Here is a 17,970-nt window from a genome sequence, read left to right as displayed (position 1 = left end):
GCGGTGTGTCATTCAACACACATGGCGACTGTCACACCGCCTTCGCGAGCAAGCCCGCTCCCACATTTTGATCGCATTCCATCCCCGGATCAGGCGCCTCCTTTTGCAACTACCGTGACCGAGTCCTGACGATGAACACTGACCACCGCAAACCGCTGCCCGGCAGCCGCCTCGATTTCTTTGACGCCCGCGCGGCTGTCGACGCAATCACCCCCGGCGCCTACGCCACACTCCCGTACACCTCCCGCGTACTCGCCGAGAACCTGGTACGTCGCTGCGACCCCTCGACCCTCAATGCATCCCTGAGCCAACTGATCGAGCGCAAGCGCGACCTCGACTTCCCGTGGTTCCCGGCCCGTGTGGTGTGCCACGACATTCTCGGCCAAACCGCCCTGGTGGACCTCGCCGGCCTGCGTGATGCCATCGCCCTGCAAGGCGGTGACCCGGCCCAGGTCAACCCGGTGGTGCCAACCCAACTGATTGTCGACCACTCCCTGGCCGTCGAAGCCGGTGGTTTTGACCCCGACGCGTTCGAGAAAAACCGCGCCATCGAAGACCGCCGCAACGAAGACCGTTTCCACTTTATCGAGTGGACCAAAAAGGCCTTCAAGAACGTCGACGTGATCCCGCCGGGCAACGGCATCATGCACCAGATCAACCTGGAGAAAATGTCCCCGGTGATCCAGGTGCGTGACGGCGTGGCCTTCCCGGATACCTGCGTCGGCACCGACAGCCACACGCCTCACGTGGACGCGCTAGGCGTGATCGCCATCGGCGTTGGCGGCCTCGAAGCGGAGAGCGTGATGCTCGGCCGCGCTTCGTGGATGCGCCTGCCGGAAAGCGTCGGCGTGGAGCTGACGGGCAAGCTGCAACCGGGTATCACTGCCACCGACATGGTGCTGGCGCTGACTGAGTTCCTGCGTAAGCAAAAGGTCGTCAGTGCGTGGCTGGAGTTCTTCGGTGAAGGTGCTTCGGCGCTGACCCTGGGCGACCGCGCCACCATCTCCAACATGGCCCCGGAATACGGCGCCACAGCGGCGATGTTCTACATCGACCAACAGACCATCGCCTACCTGAAACTCACCGGCCGTGAAGACGAGCAAGTGACGCTGGTTGAGCAATACGCTCGGCACACCGGCCTGTGGGCAGACGACCTCAAGGGCGCGCAATACGAGCGTGGCCTGAGCTTCGATTTGTCCTCGGTGGTGCGCAACATGGCCGGCCCGAGCAACCCCCACGCCCGCGTCGCCACCAGTGATCTGGCGGCCAAGGGCATCTCTGGCCAATGGGATGACGTGCCGGGGCAAATGCCCGACGGCGCGGTGATCATCGCCGCCATCACCAGTTGCACCAACACCAGCAACCCGCGCAACGTGATTGCCGCCGGCCTGCTGGCGCGCAACGCCAACCAGCTCGGGCTGGCCCGCAAGCCGTGGGTCAAGTCGTCCCTGGCGCCGGGTTCGAAAACCGTGGCCATGTACCTCGACGAAGCCGGGCTGACCACCGAGCTGGAGCAGTTGGGTTTCGGCGTGGTGGCGTTTGCCTGCACCACTTGCAACGGCATGTCCGGCGCGCTCGACCCGGTGATCCAGCAAGAGATCATCGACCGCGACCTGTACGCCACTGCCGTGCTTTCGGGTAACCGCAACTTTGACGGCCGTATCCACCCGTACGCCAAGCAAGCATTCCTCGCTTCGCCGCCATTGGTGGTGGCTTACGCGATTGCCGGCACCATCCGTTTCGACATCGAAAAAGACGTGCTGGGCCTGGACGCCAACGGCAAGGAAATCCGCCTGAAGGACATCTGGCCGAGCGACGAAGAAATCGACGCAGTGGTCAAGGCCTCGGTCAAGCCGGAGCAGTTCCGCAAGGTCTACATTCCGATGTTCGCGATTCATGAAGACACCGGCCCGAAAGTCACGCCGCTGTACGACTGGCGCCCACAGAGCACCTACATTCGCCGTCCGCCTTACTGGGAAGGCGCCCTGGCCGGCGCGCGTCCGCTCAAGGGCATGCGCCCGCTGGCGGTGCTGCCGGACAACATCACCACCGATCATCTGTCGCCGTCCAACGCGATCATGCTCGACAGCGCCGCCGGCGAATACCTGGCGAAAATGGGCCTGCCGGAAGTCGACTTCAACTCCTACGCGACTCATAGGGGTGACCATTTGACCGCGCAGCGCGCCACCTTCGCCAACCCGAAACTGTTCAATGAAATGGTGATTGAAGACGGCAAGGTCAAGCAGGGTTCGCTGGCGCGCCTGGAGCCGGAAGGCAAGGTCACGCGCATGTGGGAAGCCATCGAAACCTACATGGAACGCAAGCAGCCGCTGATCATCATTGCCGGCGCCGACTACGGCCAGGGTTCGTCCCGCGATTGGGCGGCCAAGGGCGTGCGCCTGGCGGGTGTCGAAGCGATTGCCGCCGAAGGTTTCGAGCGCATTCACCGTACCAACCTGGTGGGCATGGGCGTGCTGCCGCTGGAGTTCCTGCCGGGCACCGACCGCAAGACCCTGCAGATTGACGGCACCGAAACCTACGACGTGATCGGCGAGCGCACCCCGCGTACGCAACTGACGTTGGTGATCAACCGCAAGAATGGCGAGCGTGTCGAGGTGCCGGTGACCTGCCGCCTGGACACTGCTGAAGAAGTGTCGATCTACGAGGCGGGCGGCGTGTTGCAACGTTTTGCCCAGGACTTCCTGGAATCGGCTGTTACCGCCTGACAACCGTGGCCGGGGTTAACGCCCCGGCCCATGAGGACAACCATGGCACACGTACCGCAGATCAAGATTCCCGCCATCTACATGCGTGGCGGCACCAGTAAGGGTGTGTTTTTCAGCCTCAAAAATTTGCCTGAATCGGCCCAGGTGCCGGGCGCTGCGCGGGATGCATTGTTGTTGCGAGTGATCGGCAGCCCCGACTCGTACGACAAGCAAATCGACGGCATGGGCGGCGCGACCTCCAGCACCAGCAAAACCGTGATCCTCGCCAAAAGCACCCGCGCCGATCACGACGTGGACTACCTGTTCGGCCAGGTGTCCATCGACAAGCCGTTCGTGGACTGGAGCGGCAACTGCGGCAACCTGTCGGCGGCGGTGGGTTCGTTCGCCATCAGCGCAGGCTTGGTAGACGCCGCGCGCCTTCCGCAAAACGGCGTGGCCGTGGTGCGGGTATGGCAGGCGAATATCGGCAAGACCATCATCGCCCACGTGCCGATCACTGACGGCGCTGTGCAGGAAACCGGCGACTTCGAGCTGGACGGCGTGACCTTCCCGGCAGCCGAAGTGCAGCTGGAATTCATGGACCCGGCAGCAGAAGAAGAGGGCGGCGGGGGCTCGATGTTCCCTACCGGCAACCTGGTGGATGACCTGGAAGTGCCGGGTGTGGGCACGTTCAAGGCGACGCTGATCAATGCCGGCATTCCCACGATCTTCATCAACGCCCAGGACCTGGGTTACACCGGCACCGAGTTGCAGGGCGCGATCAACAGTGACCCCAAAGCCCTGGCGATGTTTGAAACCATCCGTGCCTACGGTGCGTTGCGCATGGGTTTGATCAAGCATCTGGACGAAGCGGCCCAGCGCCAGCACACACCGAAGGTTGCGTTTGTGGCCAAGCCTGCGGATTACGTGGCGTCCAGCGGCAAGGCGATCAAGGCGGACGATATCGACCTGCTGGTGCGCGCGCTGTCCATGGGCAAGCTGCACCACGCGATGATGGGCACGGCGGCGGTGGCGATTGGCACGGCGGCGGCGATTTCCGGCACGCTGGTTAACTTGGCGGCGGGCGGTATTGAGCGCAACGCGGTGCGGTTTGGGCACCCGTCCGGCACGTTACGCGTAGGCGCCGAGGCCAGCCAGGTCAACGGTGAATGGGTCGTGAAAAAAGCCATCATGAGCCGCAGTGCGCGGGTGTTGATGGAAGGTTTCGTACGCGTGCCCGGCGACGCGTTTTAAGCAGTAATCAAACAGGCAGGCACCCAAGACCTGCCTTTCAAAAACACATCAACCCTGACCCTGAGGATGGACCACACCTAACCCACTTTGGAGTACTGCCATGAGCGCCAACGTCGACCAAAACAACCGCCCCGACTACGACCAGGTCCTGCAGGACATCGCCGACTACGTCCTGAATTTCAAGATCGAATCCCGCGATGCCCTGGACACTGCCCGCAACTGCCTGATGGACACCCTCGGTTGCGGCCTGCTGGCGCTGCGTTTCCCGGAGTGCACCAAGCACCTGGGACCGATCGTCGAAGGCACGGTGGTGCCGTTCGGCGCACGGGTGCCGGGCACCTCGTTCCGCCTGGACCCGGTCAAGGCCGCGTGGGACATCGGGTGCATCGTGCGCTGGCTCGACTACAACGACACCTGGCTCGCCGCCGAATGGGGGCATCCTTCGGATAACCTTGGCGGCATCCTCGCGGTCGCTGACCACCTCTCGCAAAAACGCGTGGCCAACGGTGACGCGCCACTGACCGTGCGGGCAGTGCTGGATGCGATGATCATGGCCCACGAAATCCAGGGTGTGATTGCCCTGGAAAACTCTTTCAACCGCGTCGGGCTCGACCATGTGCTGCTGGTGAAAGTCGCGTCCACCGCCGTCACGGCCAAACTGATGGGCGCCAACCGTGAGCAACTGCTGTCGGCACTGTCCCAGGCGTTTGTCGACGGCCAGGCGCTGCGTACTTATCGGCATGCGCCGAACGCCGGTTCGCGCAAGTCTTGGGCGGCGGGGGATGCGTCGAGTCGCGGGGTGCGTTTGGCCGACATCGCTATGCGTGGCGAGATGGGCATTCCCGGTGTGCTGAGCGCGCCGCAGTGGGGCTTTTATGATGTGCTGTTCAGCCACACCAACAAGGACCTGGCGCTCAAGCCCCAAGACAAGCGGGCTTTCAGCCTGTCGCAGCCCTACGGCACGTATGTGATGGAGAACGTACTGTTCAAGATCAGCTTTCCCGCCGAGTTCCATGCGCAAACCGCCTGCGAGGCAGCAGTCACCCTGCACCCGCAGGTGAAGCACCGCCTGCATGAGATCGACAAGATCGTCATCACCACCCACGAGTCGGCGATTCGCATCATTTCCAAGGTAGGGCAGTTGGCCAACGCGGCCGACCGTGATCACTGCCTCCAATACATGACCGCTGTGCCGCTGGCGTTTGGCAACCTGGTGGCCGAGCAATACGAAGATGAATTCCACGCAGCCCATCCGATCATCGATGAGCTGCGCCAGAAGATGGTCATCGTCGAAGACCCGCGCTACAGCCGCGAATACCTTGAGGCCGACAAGCGTTCAATCGCCAACGCGGTGCAGGTGTTTTTCAAGGATGGCTCCAGTACCGAACAGGTGGCGGTGGAATACCCGATTGGCCACCGTCGCCGTCGGGTGGATGGCATTCCGTTGCTGGAGGACAAGTTCAAGGCCAACCTGGCGACCCGCTTTACCGCCCAGCGCAGTGGCGAGATCTTTGCCTTGTGCAAGGACCAGGCGCGGCTTGAAACGACGCCTGTGCAGCGGTTTGTGGATCTGTTTGTCGTCTGATAAGGGCGCCCCCCAAGGGGGCGATTTTTATCCTGACACACTCTGCTGGTAATGCGTCCTACCGTTCAGGAACCGTTTTTCGGATAAGTGCCAATCAGGTTTGCACCTGTGCATTTGAACCCTGAACATGAGTAGGTACTTTTATGAATAGCGTAAACCAGCAGCAACCTGTTCCTTACACCCGGGGCTATGAAATGGCGCCAAACCCGGCGCCTATCCGCCACGAGGAAAGCGCTGAAGCGCACTCGAACCAAGGCGGCGAGTCGCAGCCGTCGGTACCGCGCCAGCCCCTTACCCCGCAGCAGCGTGGGCAATTTTCAGCGCATAACGAACTGGTCAATCCGGCTACTCCCAAGCAAACCGACTCTGAGCTGATGGCAAGACTCTCCCGCGAAAACGATAAGCTTCGCGGTGAAATCAAACAGTTGGTAGTCCAGCTTGGGCCGGTCATCCAGCAACTACAAAAGCAAGTAACCCAACTGACTCAGCAATACAACACTTCAACTCAGTCTGGGACTGGCACCAGCCCCAGCGCCTCGACTCAGGAGTCGTCAAAGGGCGAAAGCCCCAGCGCAGCGCCGCCGCAGACGTCACCGACCAATGAAAATACACCAGCACCTGCGCCCGATGCTTCTCGTAGTCTTGAAACGTTGGCCAACGAAAACAAGGAGCTTCAGGCGACGATCAAGAAGTTGACCGAACAGTTCAAGGCGGTGGTTGATCAACTTCGACAGCAAATCAACGATCTGACTCAAAAGCTAAGCAACACCGGCACGCCTGAAAACCGGAATGCCCCCTCGACTCAAAACGTCAACACGGCCCCGGAAGAGGGCAATCATGGGGCCGACAATAACTCTTCCGTACCGTCGACCCAGCCCGAAGCTCCAACGACCATTGAAACCTTGACCCGCGAAAATGAACAACTGCGCGCCGCGTTTGAGCAGATGATGACTCAATTCAAAACGGTGATCGCACAGCTTCAACAGCAGGTACAGGAACTGACCAAAAAGCTGAGCGAGCAAAAAGCATAGGCCCGCGGTAGGGTAGCCCAAGACAGTAGAGCCACCCGTCAGGGCAGCATTGACCCTACATGCTGCCCTCGACATCCTCCAGGCTGAACGTCTCGGTATGGTCGTCGTAGGAGAAAATCTCCGCATAGCGACCCCAGGCCACCACGCTTTCCAGGGTTTTTTCCACAAACGCCTCGGTGAGCGAATCTTCCAGTTCCTGCTCAAACCGCACCCGCGGTGCCCGGTGCCCATTACGCTCCAACAGCACCTGGCGAATCCGCGCAGCCAACGGCACATGCTTGATCAAGTGTTCGGCAAACAGCGTCTTGCGCTCCTGGGTGCTGTAGTCGGCGAACAGCTTGCCGGCTTCGGTCAGGGTGATGTCAGCGCCCTTGAGGTCGGCAAACCCCAAGTGCTCGAGCATCTCGGCCACTGGAAACAGGTCATCCACTTCCAGCAACCGTCGCTCCGCCACTGTCGGCAAACCGGCGTGGCCGTTATAGGGCTCCGCCGCCAAGGTCTCGATCAGGCCCGCCATCAAGTTGGTCGACACTTCCGGCAACGGGCTGCTCATTTTCAGCTCGGGCTTGCCGGTGCTGGCGTCGGCGCTGCGCCGGTCAGTCATTTGTGCGTAGATATCATCGACCATCTGCCGGAACGCCGGATCCAGCCGGTTGCGCGGGTGCGGGAACGGTACCTTGATCTCCGCCACCACCCGCCCGGGGTTGGACGACAACACCAGGATGCGGTCGCACATCAGCACCGCTTCTTCGATGTTGTGGGTCACGATCAGGATGGACTTGATCGGCAGCTGTTTGCCGCTCCACAGGTCCAGCAGGTCGGTGCGCAGGGTTTCAGCGGTGAGAACGTCCAGCGCCGAGAACGGTTCGTCCATCAGCAGCAGGGTCGGGTTGACCACCAGCCCGCGGGCGAAACCCACACGTTGGCGCATGCCACCGGACAGTTCGCGCGGGTAGGCGTTTTCAAAACCGTCCAGGCCGATCAGGTCGATGGCCGCAAGGGCGCGCCGGCGGGTTTCCTTGCGCTCGACCTGCAAGGCTTGCAGGCCGGCTTCGACGTTCTCCAGCACGGTCAGCCACGGGAACAGCGCAAAGGTCTGGAACACCATCGCCACGCCTTCGGCCGGGCCGGTCAGCGGCTTGCCGTTGTACAGCACTTCGCCCGACGAAGGCTGGATCAGCCCGGCGATGATGCGCAGCAAGGTCGACTTGCCCGAGCCCGAGCGGCCGAGCATGCCGACAATCTCGCCCTCGCGCAGGCTCAAATCCACGCCGCTGAGGACTTGCAGCTCTTCTTTACCTTTGCCGAACACCCGGTTCACGTTTTTCAACGCGTAGATTTGCGGGGTGTCGGCGGCGTGCTCGGTATAGGTAGTCATCACAGCGAATCCCATCAATTCAGACGAAGTTTGTTTTCAGCGATGGCGTACATTGGCCGCCAGACCGCGCGGTTGAACGCCACCACGAAGATCGACATCACCACCACGCCCAAGGCGATTTTCGGGAAGTCGCCGGCAGCGGTGGTCTGTGCGATGTAGGCGCCCAGCCCGTGGGCGACCACATTGTCCTGGCCCCAGGACACGTACTCGGACACGATACTGGCGTTCCATGCACCGCCCGAGGCGGTAATCGCGCCGGTGACGTAGTACGGGAAAATCCCGGGTAGCATCACTTTGCGCCACCACAACCAGCCGCGAATGCGGAAGTTGGCGGCAGCCTCCTTGAAGTCATTCGGGAAGGCGCTGGCCCCGGCGATCACGTTGAACAGGATGTACCACTGGGTGCCCAGCACAATCAGCGGGCTCAGCCAGATATCCGGGTTCAACTGGTAGCGCAGGATCACGATGACGAATACCGGGAACAGCAGGTTCGCCGGGAATGCCGCGAGAAACTGCGCCAGCGGCTGGATTTTTTCCGCAAGGGCAGGGCGCAAGCCGATCATCACGCCCAACGGCACCCAGATCAGTGAGGCGATCAGGATCAGGCCAGCCACCCGCAACAGCGTGATCAGGCCCAGCACAAACACATGGCCGACTTCGGCCAAGGTCACTTCGGTGCCGACGTACTGCACGATGTGATACAGCGCGTAAGCGGCCAGCAGCGCGATGAGTGCGCCCCACACCCAATCGATCACTTTTGACGCCTTTGGTGTTTCTGCCGGCAACGCCTTGAGTGCACCGCCCGCCAGGCTGAAGCGTTTGTTGCCAATGCGGCTGATGGCGCGGGTGAAAGGCTTCAGGATGCGCTGGACGATGCGCGTGCGCTGGATCAGGTTCAGCAACCAGGATTGCGGCGCGGCGCCTTGGGAGGCGGTGGTTTCCATGCGGAACTTGTCAGCCCAGGCCACCAACGGGCGGAACAGGAACTGGTCGTACATCAGGATGACGACAATCATCGCCAGGATCACGTAACCCACGGCGTGCAGGTCTTTCTGGGCAATCGCCAGGGCCAGGTACGAACCTACGCCCGGTAAGGTGATGGTCTTGTCGCCGACGGTAATGGCCTCGGAGGCGACCACAAAAAACCAGCCGCCGGACATGCTCATCATCATGTTCCACACCAGCCCCGGCATGGCGAATGGCACGTCGAGCTTCCAGAACCTCTGCCAGCCGGAAAGCCGCAGGTTGGTCGACACTTCCACCAAGTCATGGGGCAGCATGCGCAGCGACTGGTAGAAGCTGAACGTCATGTTCCAGGCCTGGCTGGTGAAAATCGCAAAGATTGCCGCGAGCTCCGCACCGAGTACCCTCCCCGGGAACAGCAGCAGGAAGAACGTCACCGTAAATGAGATGTAACCCAGCACCGGTACCGATTGCAGGATATCGAGCACGGGCACCAGCAGTTTCTCGGCGCGCCGACTTTTGGCGGCCAGGGTGCCGTACAGCAAGGTGAAAACCAGCGCTGCAACCATCGCCGCCAGCATGCGCATCGTGGTGCGCATCGCGTATTCCGGCAGGTTGGCCGGGTCCAGCGAGATGACTTCACTTTGCAAGGTGGCGATGGGTGCCCAGGTTTCCCGGGCAGTGATGGAGAAAAACAGCAAAAAGCCGATCACCAGGGGCAGGGCGACCAAGTCCCAGCGGTTGGGCAGCAAGCGCAACGTGGACGCAGGGATGTAGTGACGGAACACTCTTTTCATAAGCAGTCATTCCTGCGGCGTTCAGGTTCAGGGGCGTGATGGGAGTGAGCTTAGCTGCTGCACGAATACCCCCCCGAGAAGGAAGGGCGCTGTTTTCGCGAGTCAGGGGCAACGTGGCGTTGCTGGCGGGATTGTACGTTTCTGAATGTTACAAGCACATAAATTTGCTGTCAGTTTCCTGTACGAACTGCGGCTAGGGCGTTGGCGCCCCAGCCGCCGCTTGGCGGCTATTCAAACCGCAGGATCACCCGGCGGTTGTGCTTGCTCTTCTTCTCGATTTTTTCGCAGAACACCCGGCCGATTTCCTCGGTGTTGGTCACATGAGTGCCGCCGCAGGGCTGGATGTCGATACCGGCAATCTCGATGACCCGCACCGAACCCTGGATCACCGGCGGTGCCACCGCCTGGGTGCGGGTGATCTGCAGCAGGGTGGAATACTCGGAGGCAGGCATCGACAGGGTCTTGATTTGATGGGCCTGCTGGATCAGCTCGTTGAGGTCGCGGGTGATGGTTTCTTTGTCGAGGGTCATTTCCGGCAGGTCGAAATCCAGGCGGCCCTTGTCGGCACTGATGCTGCAACCGGTCACCGGCGCGTCGATGATCGAGCACAGCAGGTGCAGGCAGGTGTGCATTTTCATGTGCTGGTAGCGGCGCTCCCAATCCAGGCTGGCGTCTACCTGCATCCCGGCGGCCAGTTGGTCGGGGCAGCGTTCCACCTGGTGCCAGATGATCGAGCGCAGCACCGGGTCGCGCACGGTGCCTGTGATGTCGACGCGGCTGCCGTCGGGCAGGATGAAGTGACCGGTGTCGCCCGGTTGCCCGCCGCCGGTGGGGTAGAACAGCGTGTGCTCCAGGGCGATTCCCTGTTCGCTGACGGCAATCACCCGCGCACTGAACGCATTCTGGTAAGGCGCGCTGTCGAACAGCGCGAGGGTTTCCATGGTGTGCACAGACATGTTCAACCTCCGACGATCAGTGGGCTGGCTTGCAGCAGGCGGCGAACCATCGCGCTCAAGCCAGGGGGAGATAGCAGGGTGATTTCAAATTCGGGCCCGGTCACTTTCAGGTTCAGCGGCAGGCGCGGCGGGTAGGCGGTGGTTTCGATATGGCGCAGGCGGAACTGCAGGTGGTGGCGTTCCTTGACCGTCGGTTCCAGCAGCAGGCCGGGCAGGGGATGGAAGTCGGCATCGAGCACGGTCACTTTGTGGCTGGCGTTGACCTCGCCGACCACGTGCAGGCGCTCGTCGAGTGCAAACGCGCCGAGGTAATTGCTGTGGTCCGATTCATCGTTTTTCTGCAACTGGATCTGGTTGACCACCTTGACCTTGGTGCCGGCCGGCACGTCCTGGGTGATCACGCAGGAAGGGCTGATAAACACGTTGTCACCGATCAGCACGTAGCCGAGCACCCGCGCGCCGGCGCCGACTTCCACGTTGTTGCCCAGGCGTGGGTGGCGTTTGCCGTCGGGGTTGTTGGCGATGCCCCGGGCGCCGAGGGTCACGCCGCAGAGGATGTAGCAGTCATTGCCGATCTCGCAGGTTTCGCCGATGACCGTGCCGTAACCGTGGTCCAGTACAAAGCGCCGGCCGATCCGCGCAGCCGGATGAATTTCGGCGCCAGACAAAATTTTGCCCTGGTTGCTCAGCTTCAGGGCGATGGCGGAAAAAACGTCGTTGTGCGTGTCCGGGAAATTCCACACCAGATGCGCCAGCCGGTAATACAGCACCGCCTTGAACGAGGCGTAGGACTCCAGGATCAGTTCCCCACGCCCACGGGACGCCGGGTCGCGCCAGGCATAGGCGATCAGGTCTTCGGCCACCGCCTGGGCCGCCGCCTGGATCAGTGGCGCAAGATGCGCTTCCAGCTGCTTCAACTGCGCGGGCGTTAGCGTGGTGATGAGGTGGGTGAGCAACTCATCGTGCAGCTGTTGCATGTCGATAAAGCCCCCCATGGAGGCACCCCCGCAATAGTTGTTATTCAAAACAGGGCAAATAACTGTCGGCACTGTCGTAGACCATGGTCAGCACGACGGTGTCGGTGGGCAGCTCCGGCGCCAGCTTGGCGATGGCCACCATGTTGGCGGCCGACGACAGCCCCAGGCTGATGGCGTCGGTGCGCATGATGCGTTTGATCATGTCGATGCATTCCTGGCGCGAGACCTTGAGCATCCCGTCAATGATCGCAACGTTGAGGATGCTCGGGATCAAGCCGATCGACAGGCCCTGGATATGGTGTGGCGCGTGGCGGTCGCTGAGCAGGTCGCATTCTTCCGGCTCCACGCCCATCACGCGGATCGCCGGCCAGGTGCTCTTGAGGGTTTCGCCGATGCCGGTGATATGGCCGCCGGTGCCGATGCCGCTGACGAAGTAATCCACACGCTGCTCACCGAAGGCACGAATGATTTCCCGCGCGGTGGTGTCGCGGTGCGTTTGCGGGTTGGCGCCGTTGCGCTGCTGGTTGAGCATCACGTAGCTGGGGTTTTCCAGCTGCAGCTCCATGCACTTTTCACCGTGGGAATTGTTGCCCTGGCGGCTGTCCGACAGCACCACCTTGGCGCCGTACAGGCGCAGCAGTTTCTGCTTCTCGGGGCTGTAGTTGTCGGGGATCACCAGCACCACTTTGTAACCCAGCACGTTGCCGGCCATCACCAGGCCGATGCCGGTGTTGCCGCCGCTGGGCTCGATGATGGTTTGCCCTGAGCCACGAATCAGAATGCCCCGGCGCTCGGCGTCGAGGATCATGCCCAGCGCGATGCGCGCCTTGTGGCTGCCACCGGGATTGAGGGATTCCAGCTTCGCGTAGACCTCGATGCCGAGGTCTTCGGAAAACTGTTCCAGACGCACGATGGGCGTTTGGCCAATGGCGTCGAGTATCGAGTTATGCAACATCAAGTAAGAACCCATGGCCGCTGATCAGTACAAAGGCATGTCGGGTTCGACGTCGCGAACCCAGTGTTTCATGCCACCTTGCAGTACTTTGGTGTTGGCGAATCCGGCGGCCAGCAAGGTGCTGGCGGCTTGCTCCGCGCGGGTCCCGGCGTAGCAGATCAGGTAATGCGTGTTATCGCGGCTGAGGTTGGCGAGTTGCCCGTCGAGTTCGGCCAGCGGGATGTGCACCACGCCTGGCAGCTTGCACACTTCCAGTTCGCTGGCGTCGCGCACATCCAGCAGCACGTCGGCCTTGCTGTGTTGTTCGAGCAATTGCTTGAGCACCCGTGGCTTGATGTAGCGCTCTTCGGCCAGTGATGGTTGGCTTGGCAGGGCATCGGCGCACACGGCCGGCGCGATGGCCTGGCTGTGGCGAAGGTCTGAGCAGCAAGGGCAGTCGGCGCGGCGCTTGAAGCGGATCTCGCTGAATTTCATCGCCAGCGCATCAAAGCGCATCAGCCGGCCTGACAGCGGTTCGCCAATGCCGATCAACAGCTTGATGGCCTCGGTGGCCTGGATCATTCCGACCACACCTGGCAATACGCCGATGACGCCGCCAGCGCTGCAGTTGGGGGCGAGTTCTGCCGGCGGTGCCTGGGGAAACAGGCAGCGGTAGCACGGCCCGCCTTTATAGTTGAGCACGCTGATCTGCCCGTCGAAGCGGTAGATGGCGCCGTACACCAAGGGTTTGCCCAATTGCACGCAGGCGTCGTTGACGAGGTAGCGGGTTTCGAAATTGTCGGTGCCGTCGATCACCAGGTCATAGGCGCCCACCAGTTCCAGGGCGTTGTCGGTGTTGAAGGCGGTGTCGTAGGTGTTGATCTGGATGTGGCTGTTGAGGTCCTGCAAGCGCTGCTTGGCTGACTCGACCTTGGGCATGCCCAAGGTGCTGTTGCCATGGACGATCTGGCGTTGCAGGTTGCTGCTTTCGACCACGTCGAAATCCACCAGCCCCAGGGTGCCGATGCCGGCTGCCGCCAGGTACAGGCTGATGGGTGAACCGAGACCGCCGGTGCCGATGATCAGCACACGGGCTTTCTTCAGGTTCAGTTGGCCTTCGCGGCCGACGCCGGGCAGGGTGATGTGGCGCACGTAGCGCTGCACTTCTTCGTTGCTCAATTGGTCGACGTCCATGCCGCCGGAGGTGGCCAGCAGCACTTCGATTTTCGCCGACTCGGGCAACCGGTCGTTGGCGTCGATCAGTTCCTCCTCGGCGGTAAACAGGAAGTGTTCCTTGAGCTGGTTATTCTCGTAGAGCAAGTGGGCCCGCAATTGCGGGTGCTCGGTGCAGAGGTTTTCAATGACTTCGCGCAATGTCGATCCGGCACCCTCGAGGGTCGATGCGGGCAGCTTGGCCACGCGGACCAGGATGTCGGGGAAAGAGACAGCGTTCATGCACAACTCCGTTTGCAGGTCGTTGAAGGGTTTTTGGGCGAAGCGCTTGCCATCCCAGGCAAACAGCTTGGAACCTTGGGTTTTGCCCTGGCGAACATCCACCACCAGGTAGCTCACGGGGTAGATCGGCTCGCCCATGAAGAGGGCCTTGTCCTGGTCTTCGTCGCTGAAATACGCGCCGACGTCAGGATGGGAGTGGTAGATCACCACCACCGGGTTATCACTGCGAAACGTCTTGTTCATCATCAGCGTGTCGGCCACCGAAAAGGTGTAGCCGTTGGCTGCGCTGCGTGAATACATCTCGGGGTTTTTGCTGTGCAACTCGTTCTGGATATTGCTGCCCAGGTACACGCTGCCATCGGCGAAAACGAAGCCGCAGCATTCCTCGGGATAGCTGCGGTCGGCGTGGGCGTAAATCTGCTCCAGGGCGCTTGGGCTCAGGACCTTCATCTCAGTTTTTCTTCGCCAGGAGTTTCTCGATGGGCAGCTTGGTAATGGCAAAACCGGCCAGCAGGATCGCCGAGTACATCATCAGGTCCTTGGAAATCTGCACGCCTTCGTACCAGGCACCGATGATCACCGCGAACACCGGGAAGATGATGAACACGAAGGACAAGATGATCGGGCTCAGGCGTTTGAGCAGCATGAAATACACGATAAAGCCGCCCACCGAAGCCACCAGCCCGAGGTAGAACAGCGCACTCCAGGAGCGCAGGGTGATGTCTTCAAAGGTCGGGGTTTCAAAGAAAAGCCCGGCAACAAACAGCATCAGCCCGGCGATGCCGATGGGCAGCGTGTTGTAGGTAATCACGCTGATGGCGCTGCCTTGCTTCTTGGTAATCACGTAGCACAAGGCATGCATGATCGCGGCGGCCAGAATCGCCAGCACCCCAAAGAACTCGGCATGGTCAAGGTGCAGGCCCTGGCTCTTGATGATCATGTACAGGCTGGCGAAACCTATGGCGATGCCCACCACCTGGGAAAAGTAGATGCGCTCACGCAAAAACAGCGCGGAGAAAATCAGGATAAACACCGGCATGCAGCTGAACAGCAGCGCGGTGAGGCCGGACGAAACATGCATTTCGCCGTAGTTGAGCAGGTAATACGGAATGCTGAAGTAGGAAAGCGTCACAAACACGAAGAACCAGCGGCTCTCCCGGGGAAACAGGATCGGCTCGCGGCGCACCCAGGCAAAACACAGGAACAGCGGAAACGCGATCAAAAACCGCAGCCCGGCGGAGGTCAGTGGCGGCACGCTTTCCACGGCGATCTTGATACCCAGCCAGGTGGTGCCCCAGCTCAGGCACACGATCAAAAACATGACGCTGGTAATCAGCCCAGCCAACCACTGCTTGTGAGTTTTTGTTTTTTCAGCATTTTCTAGAACGGCGGACATTGGCATCGTGACATTGCTTCCATGAGACCGAATTGACCTCTATATTGAGTGCCTTGATTCGGTGATTGAACCCGTAAAAGCACACTATTAGGGCGAATGATGGCTGTCAAAACAAATATTGACATGGTGTCAATTATGCGAGAAGGACTCTCCAACGGGCAGGGCGTGAAGTACAAACGCCTGTCCGATGTCATGGAGCGGGGCATCCTTGAAGGCTTGATTGAACCGGGACGAAAACTGCCGCCCCATCGGGTGCTTTCCGACAATCTGGGGGTGACCATAGGCACCATCAGCCGGGCCTACGGTGAGCTGGAACGGCTCGGGTTGGTGGTGGCGCGGGTGGGTGACGGCACCTTCGTGCGCAAGCGTGGGATGGAGCGCCAGCGGGATGAAGGCTTTCGCAACTTCAGCGACGAGCCGCGCCAATACTTTGATATGAGCCGCAACATGCATATCCCGGGGCAGGAGACCACATTCCTGGCCCAGAGCTTCCAGACGCTGGCCACCAATGCCAAGTTTTTGCAGGACATCAGCGCCTACACCCCGGATGCCGGGCTGCCACGTTACCGGGCGGCGGGTGCGCAGTGGCTGGTGCAGCGGGATTTCCACCCGATACCTGAGCAGGTGATCTGCGTGAACGGCGGCCAGCATGGGCTGCTCTGCGCGATGATGGCGCTGTTGCGCGCCGGCGACACGGTGGTCACCGAACAGTTGACCTATCCGGGGCTGATCACCGCCGCGCGGATGCTGGGCATACGCCTGATCGGCCTGGAAATGGACGAAGAAGGGCTGCTGCCGGGTGCGCTGGATGAAGTCTGTCGCAATCACCGGGTGTCAGCGTTGTACTGCACACCGACCATCCAGAATCCTACGACGGCGGTGCTGTCGGTCGCGCGCCGTGAGGCGTTGGTCAAGGTATGCCGTGAGCACAATCTGCTGATTCTGGAGGACGAGGCCCACGGTGTGCTGGTGGAAGATCGTCCGCCGCCCCTGAGTTATTTCGCCCCGGAACGTACGATTCTGATCAGCAGCCTGAGCAAGGCGGTATCGGCGGGGTTGCGGGTGGGTTACGTGCATGCGCCGCCGGCGCTGGTCAGCCGGATTTCGGCGGCGTTGCGTTCAACCTGCTGGATGGCCACGCCGGTCACCCTGGAGCTGGCCACCCAATGGATCGAAAACGGCACGGCAGAGCACCTGCTGCACCAGCAGATCCAGGAAATCAGCCGGCGCAAGGCGTTGGTTGAAGGGCTGTTGATCGGGCTGGAGTACCGCACCCACCTGAATAGCCCACACTTCTGGATCGAAGTCCCGGAGCCCTGGCGCGCGTCGGAAATCGAGGCGGAGTTAAAGCAGAACAATTACCTGATCGCGACCGCCGAGGCATTTGCGGTGGGGCAGACGGCGGTGCCGCAGTTCATTCGAGCGAGTATCTGCAATACGTCGGGGGATGATCAGTTGTTGCTGGCCGGGTTTGATGCGCTGGCGACGGCGCTGGGGCAGGGCGGGGGGCGGTTTCACCTGTGAACACAACTGCCTGTTGTGAACATAACCCCTGTGGCGAGGGAGCTTGCTCCCGCTGGGCTGCGAAGCAGCCCCAAGGCCATTCACCGGTCGGTGTCAGTTAAATAACAGTCGTCTGGTTTACGACTGCTGCGCAGCCGAACGGGAGCAAGCTCCCTCGCCACACAAGCACCTTGGCCAGAGAGCAGAGTTACTTGAACCGCCGCTCCACCCCTTTCTCCACCAGAATTTTCGCCGAAATCTCTTCCACCGAAAAGTGCGTGGAATTGATGTGCGCAATATTCTCCCGACGGAACAGATTTTCTACTTCCCGCACTTCAAATTCGCACTGTGCGTAGCTGGAGTAACGGCTGTTGGGCTTGCGCTCGTTACGAATCGCCGTCAGCCGGTCCGGGTCGATGGTCAGCCCGAACAGCTTGTGCTGGTGCGCGCGCAGGGCGGCGGGCAGCGTCAGGTGCTCCATGTCGTCTTCGGTCAACGGGTAGTTGGCCGCGCGAATCCCGAATTGCATGGCCATATAAAGGCAGGTCGGCGTTTTGCCGCAGCGGGACACACCCACCAGGATCAAATCGGCCTTGTCGTAGTAGTGGGTGCGGGCGCCGTCGTCGTTGTCGAGGGCGAAGTTCACCGCCTCGATCCGCTCCATATAGTTGGAGTTGTGGCCAATGGAGTGAGATTTACCGACGGAGTATGACGAATGTTCACTTAACTCTTGTTCCAGCGGCGCCAGGAAGGTAGAGAAGATGTCGATCATGAAACCATTGGAGGTCGCGAGGATCTCACGAATGTCCTGATTGACGATGGTGTCGAAAATGATCGGACGAAATCCGTCTTTTTCGGCGGCCAGATTGATTTGTTGTACCATGGCCCGCGCTTTATCCACGCTATCGATATAGGGTCGCGTGAATTTGCTGAAGGTAATGTTTTCGAACTGCGCCAGCAGGCTTTGACCCAGGGTTTCGGCTGTAATGCCGGTGCCGTCGGAGATAAAGAAAGCAGATCGTTTCATTTGAGCCTT

General features: G+C 60.9%; 13 protein-coding genes. 5 read left to right on the top strand and 8 right to left on the bottom strand.

Going from position 1 to position 17,970, the window contains the following annotated elements:
• Positions 1 to 131: 131 nt before the first annotated feature.
• The 4 genes from acnD to CEC48_RS15845 all read left to right on the top strand — a co-directional run bounded on the left by acnD (position 132) and on the right by CEC48_RS15845 (position 6,575).
• Positions 132 to 2,726 carry a Fe/S-dependent 2-methylisocitrate dehydratase AcnD gene (gene acnD, locus CEC48_RS15860; RefSeq protein ID WP_088424592.1) on the top strand — a complete coding sequence of 865 codons (2,595 nt, stop codon included), beginning with the start codon at positions 132 to 134 and terminating at the stop codon, positions 2,724 to 2,726.
• Positions 2,727 to 2,768: 42 nt separating this feature from the next.
• On the top strand, positions 2,769 to 3,959 hold the full coding sequence (gene prpF / locus CEC48_RS15855) for a 2-methylaconitate cis-trans isomerase PrpF (RefSeq protein ID WP_088424591.1): 1,191 nt from the start codon (positions 2,769 to 2,771) through the stop codon (positions 3,957 to 3,959).
• Between the two features lie 100 nt (positions 3,960 to 4,059).
• Positions 4,060 to 5,544 (top strand): 2-methylcitrate dehydratase, encoded by a 1,485-nt coding sequence (gene prpD / locus CEC48_RS15850; protein ID WP_088424590.1) that lies wholly within the window; start codon positions 4,060 to 4,062, stop codon positions 5,542 to 5,544.
• Between the two features lie 143 nt (positions 5,545 to 5,687).
• Positions 5,688 to 6,575, top strand: coding sequence for a hypothetical protein (locus tag CEC48_RS15845; RefSeq protein WP_088424589.1), 888 nt, complete (start codon positions 5,688 to 5,690; stop codon positions 6,573 to 6,575).
• A 55-nt stretch (positions 6,576 to 6,630) separates the two neighbouring features.
• Here CEC48_RS15845 and CEC48_RS15840 read toward each other — a convergent pair whose 3' ends face one another.
• The 7 genes from CEC48_RS15840 to CEC48_RS15810 all read right to left on the bottom strand — a co-directional run bounded on the left by CEC48_RS15840 (position 6,631) and on the right by CEC48_RS15810 (position 15,380).
• Positions 6,631 to 7,953 (bottom strand): AAA-associated domain-containing protein, encoded by a 1,323-nt coding sequence (locus CEC48_RS15840; protein ID WP_088424588.1) that lies wholly within the window; start codon positions 7,951 to 7,953, stop codon positions 6,631 to 6,633.
• A gap of 14 nt (positions 7,954 to 7,967) precedes the next feature.
• On the bottom strand, positions 7,968 to 9,713 hold the full coding sequence (locus CEC48_RS15835; protein WP_088424587.1) for an ABC transporter permease subunit: 1,746 nt from the start codon (positions 9,711 to 9,713) through the stop codon (positions 7,968 to 7,970).
• Positions 9,714 to 9,940: 227 nt separating this feature from the next.
• On the bottom strand, positions 9,941 to 10,669 hold the full coding sequence (locus CEC48_RS15830) for an alanyl-tRNA editing protein (protein ID WP_088424586.1): 729 nt from the start codon (positions 10,667 to 10,669) through the stop codon (positions 9,941 to 9,943).
• Between the two features lie 2 nt (positions 10,670 to 10,671).
• Positions 10,672 to 11,664, bottom strand: coding sequence for a serine O-acetyltransferase (locus CEC48_RS15825; RefSeq protein ID WP_088424585.1), 993 nt, complete (start codon positions 11,662 to 11,664; stop codon positions 10,672 to 10,674).
• A 22-nt stretch (positions 11,665 to 11,686) separates the two neighbouring features.
• Complete coding sequence (locus CEC48_RS15820; RefSeq protein WP_088424595.1) at positions 11,687 to 12,601, bottom strand: PLP-dependent cysteine synthase family protein; 915 nt, start codon at positions 12,599 to 12,601, stop codon at positions 11,687 to 11,689.
• A 24-nt stretch (positions 12,602 to 12,625) separates the two neighbouring features.
• Positions 12,626 to 14,485, bottom strand: a complete 1,860-nt coding sequence (gene moeB, locus CEC48_RS15815) for a molybdopterin-synthase adenylyltransferase MoeB (protein WP_088424584.1) — start codon at positions 14,483 to 14,485, stop codon at positions 12,626 to 12,628.
• Position 14,486: 1 nt separating this feature from the next.
• Complete coding sequence (locus tag CEC48_RS15810; protein WP_176438724.1) at positions 14,487 to 15,380, bottom strand: DMT family transporter; 894 nt, start codon at positions 15,378 to 15,380, stop codon at positions 14,487 to 14,489.
• Positions 15,381 to 15,530: 150 nt separating this feature from the next.
• On the opposite strand from CEC48_RS15810, the gene CEC48_RS15805 reads away from it, so the two are divergent.
• Entirely contained in the window at positions 15,531 to 16,955 is a 1,425-nt protein-coding gene (locus CEC48_RS15805) for a PLP-dependent aminotransferase family protein (protein ID WP_088424594.1), read from the top strand.
• A gap of 187 nt (positions 16,956 to 17,142) precedes the next feature.
• On the opposite strand, the gene CEC48_RS15800 is transcribed toward CEC48_RS15805, so the two are convergent.
• Positions 17,143 to 17,961 carry a pyruvate, water dikinase regulatory protein gene (locus CEC48_RS15800; RefSeq protein ID WP_010176424.1) on the bottom strand — a complete coding sequence of 273 codons (819 nt, stop codon included), beginning with the start codon at positions 17,959 to 17,961 and terminating at the stop codon, positions 17,143 to 17,145.
• Positions 17,962 to 17,970: the final 9 nt, after the last annotated feature.

Origin of the sequence: Pseudomonas sp. K2I15 (assembly GCF_002204795.1) — a bacterium.
In the GTDB taxonomy this organism is placed as follows: Bacteria; Pseudomonadota; Gammaproteobacteria; order Pseudomonadales; family Pseudomonadaceae; genus Aquipseudomonas.
This window is presented reverse-complemented; position numbering and strand designations above follow the sequence as displayed.

Excerpts from the sequence above, each read along its gene's own strand:
- CEC48_RS15820 (WP_088424595.1), bottom strand. The coding sequence starts at position 12,601 with ATGTTGCATAACTCGATACTCGACGCCATTGGCCAAACGCCCATCGTG.
- acnD (WP_088424592.1), top strand. The coding sequence starts at position 132 with ATGAACACTGACCACCGCAAACCGCTGCCCGGCAGCCGCCTCGATTTC.
- moeB (WP_088424584.1), bottom strand. The coding sequence starts at position 14,485 with ATGAAGGTCCTGAGCCCAAGCGCCCTGGAGCAGATTTACGCCCACGCC.
- CEC48_RS15825 (WP_088424585.1), bottom strand. The coding sequence starts at position 11,664 with ATGGGGGGCTTTATCGACATGCAACAGCTGCACGATGAGTTGCTCACC.
- CEC48_RS15840 (WP_088424588.1), bottom strand. The coding sequence starts at position 7,953 with ATGACTACCTATACCGAGCACGCCGCCGACACCCCGCAAATCTACGCG.
- CEC48_RS15830 (WP_088424586.1), bottom strand. The coding sequence starts at position 10,669 with ATGTCTGTGCACACCATGGAAACCCTCGCGCTGTTCGACAGCGCGCCT.
- CEC48_RS15800 (WP_010176424.1), bottom strand. The coding sequence starts at position 17,961 with ATGAAACGATCTGCTTTCTTTATCTCCGACGGCACCGGCATTACAGCC.
- CEC48_RS15845 (WP_088424589.1), top strand. The coding sequence starts at position 5,688 with ATGAATAGCGTAAACCAGCAGCAACCTGTTCCTTACACCCGGGGCTAT.
- CEC48_RS15805 (WP_088424594.1), top strand. The coding sequence starts at position 15,531 with ATGGCTGTCAAAACAAATATTGACATGGTGTCAATTATGCGAGAAGGA.
- prpF (WP_088424591.1), top strand. The coding sequence starts at position 2,769 with ATGGCACACGTACCGCAGATCAAGATTCCCGCCATCTACATGCGTGGC.
- prpD (WP_088424590.1), top strand. The coding sequence starts at position 4,060 with ATGAGCGCCAACGTCGACCAAAACAACCGCCCCGACTACGACCAGGTC.
- CEC48_RS15835 (WP_088424587.1), bottom strand. The coding sequence starts at position 9,713 with ATGAAAAGAGTGTTCCGTCACTACATCCCTGCGTCCACGTTGCGCTTG.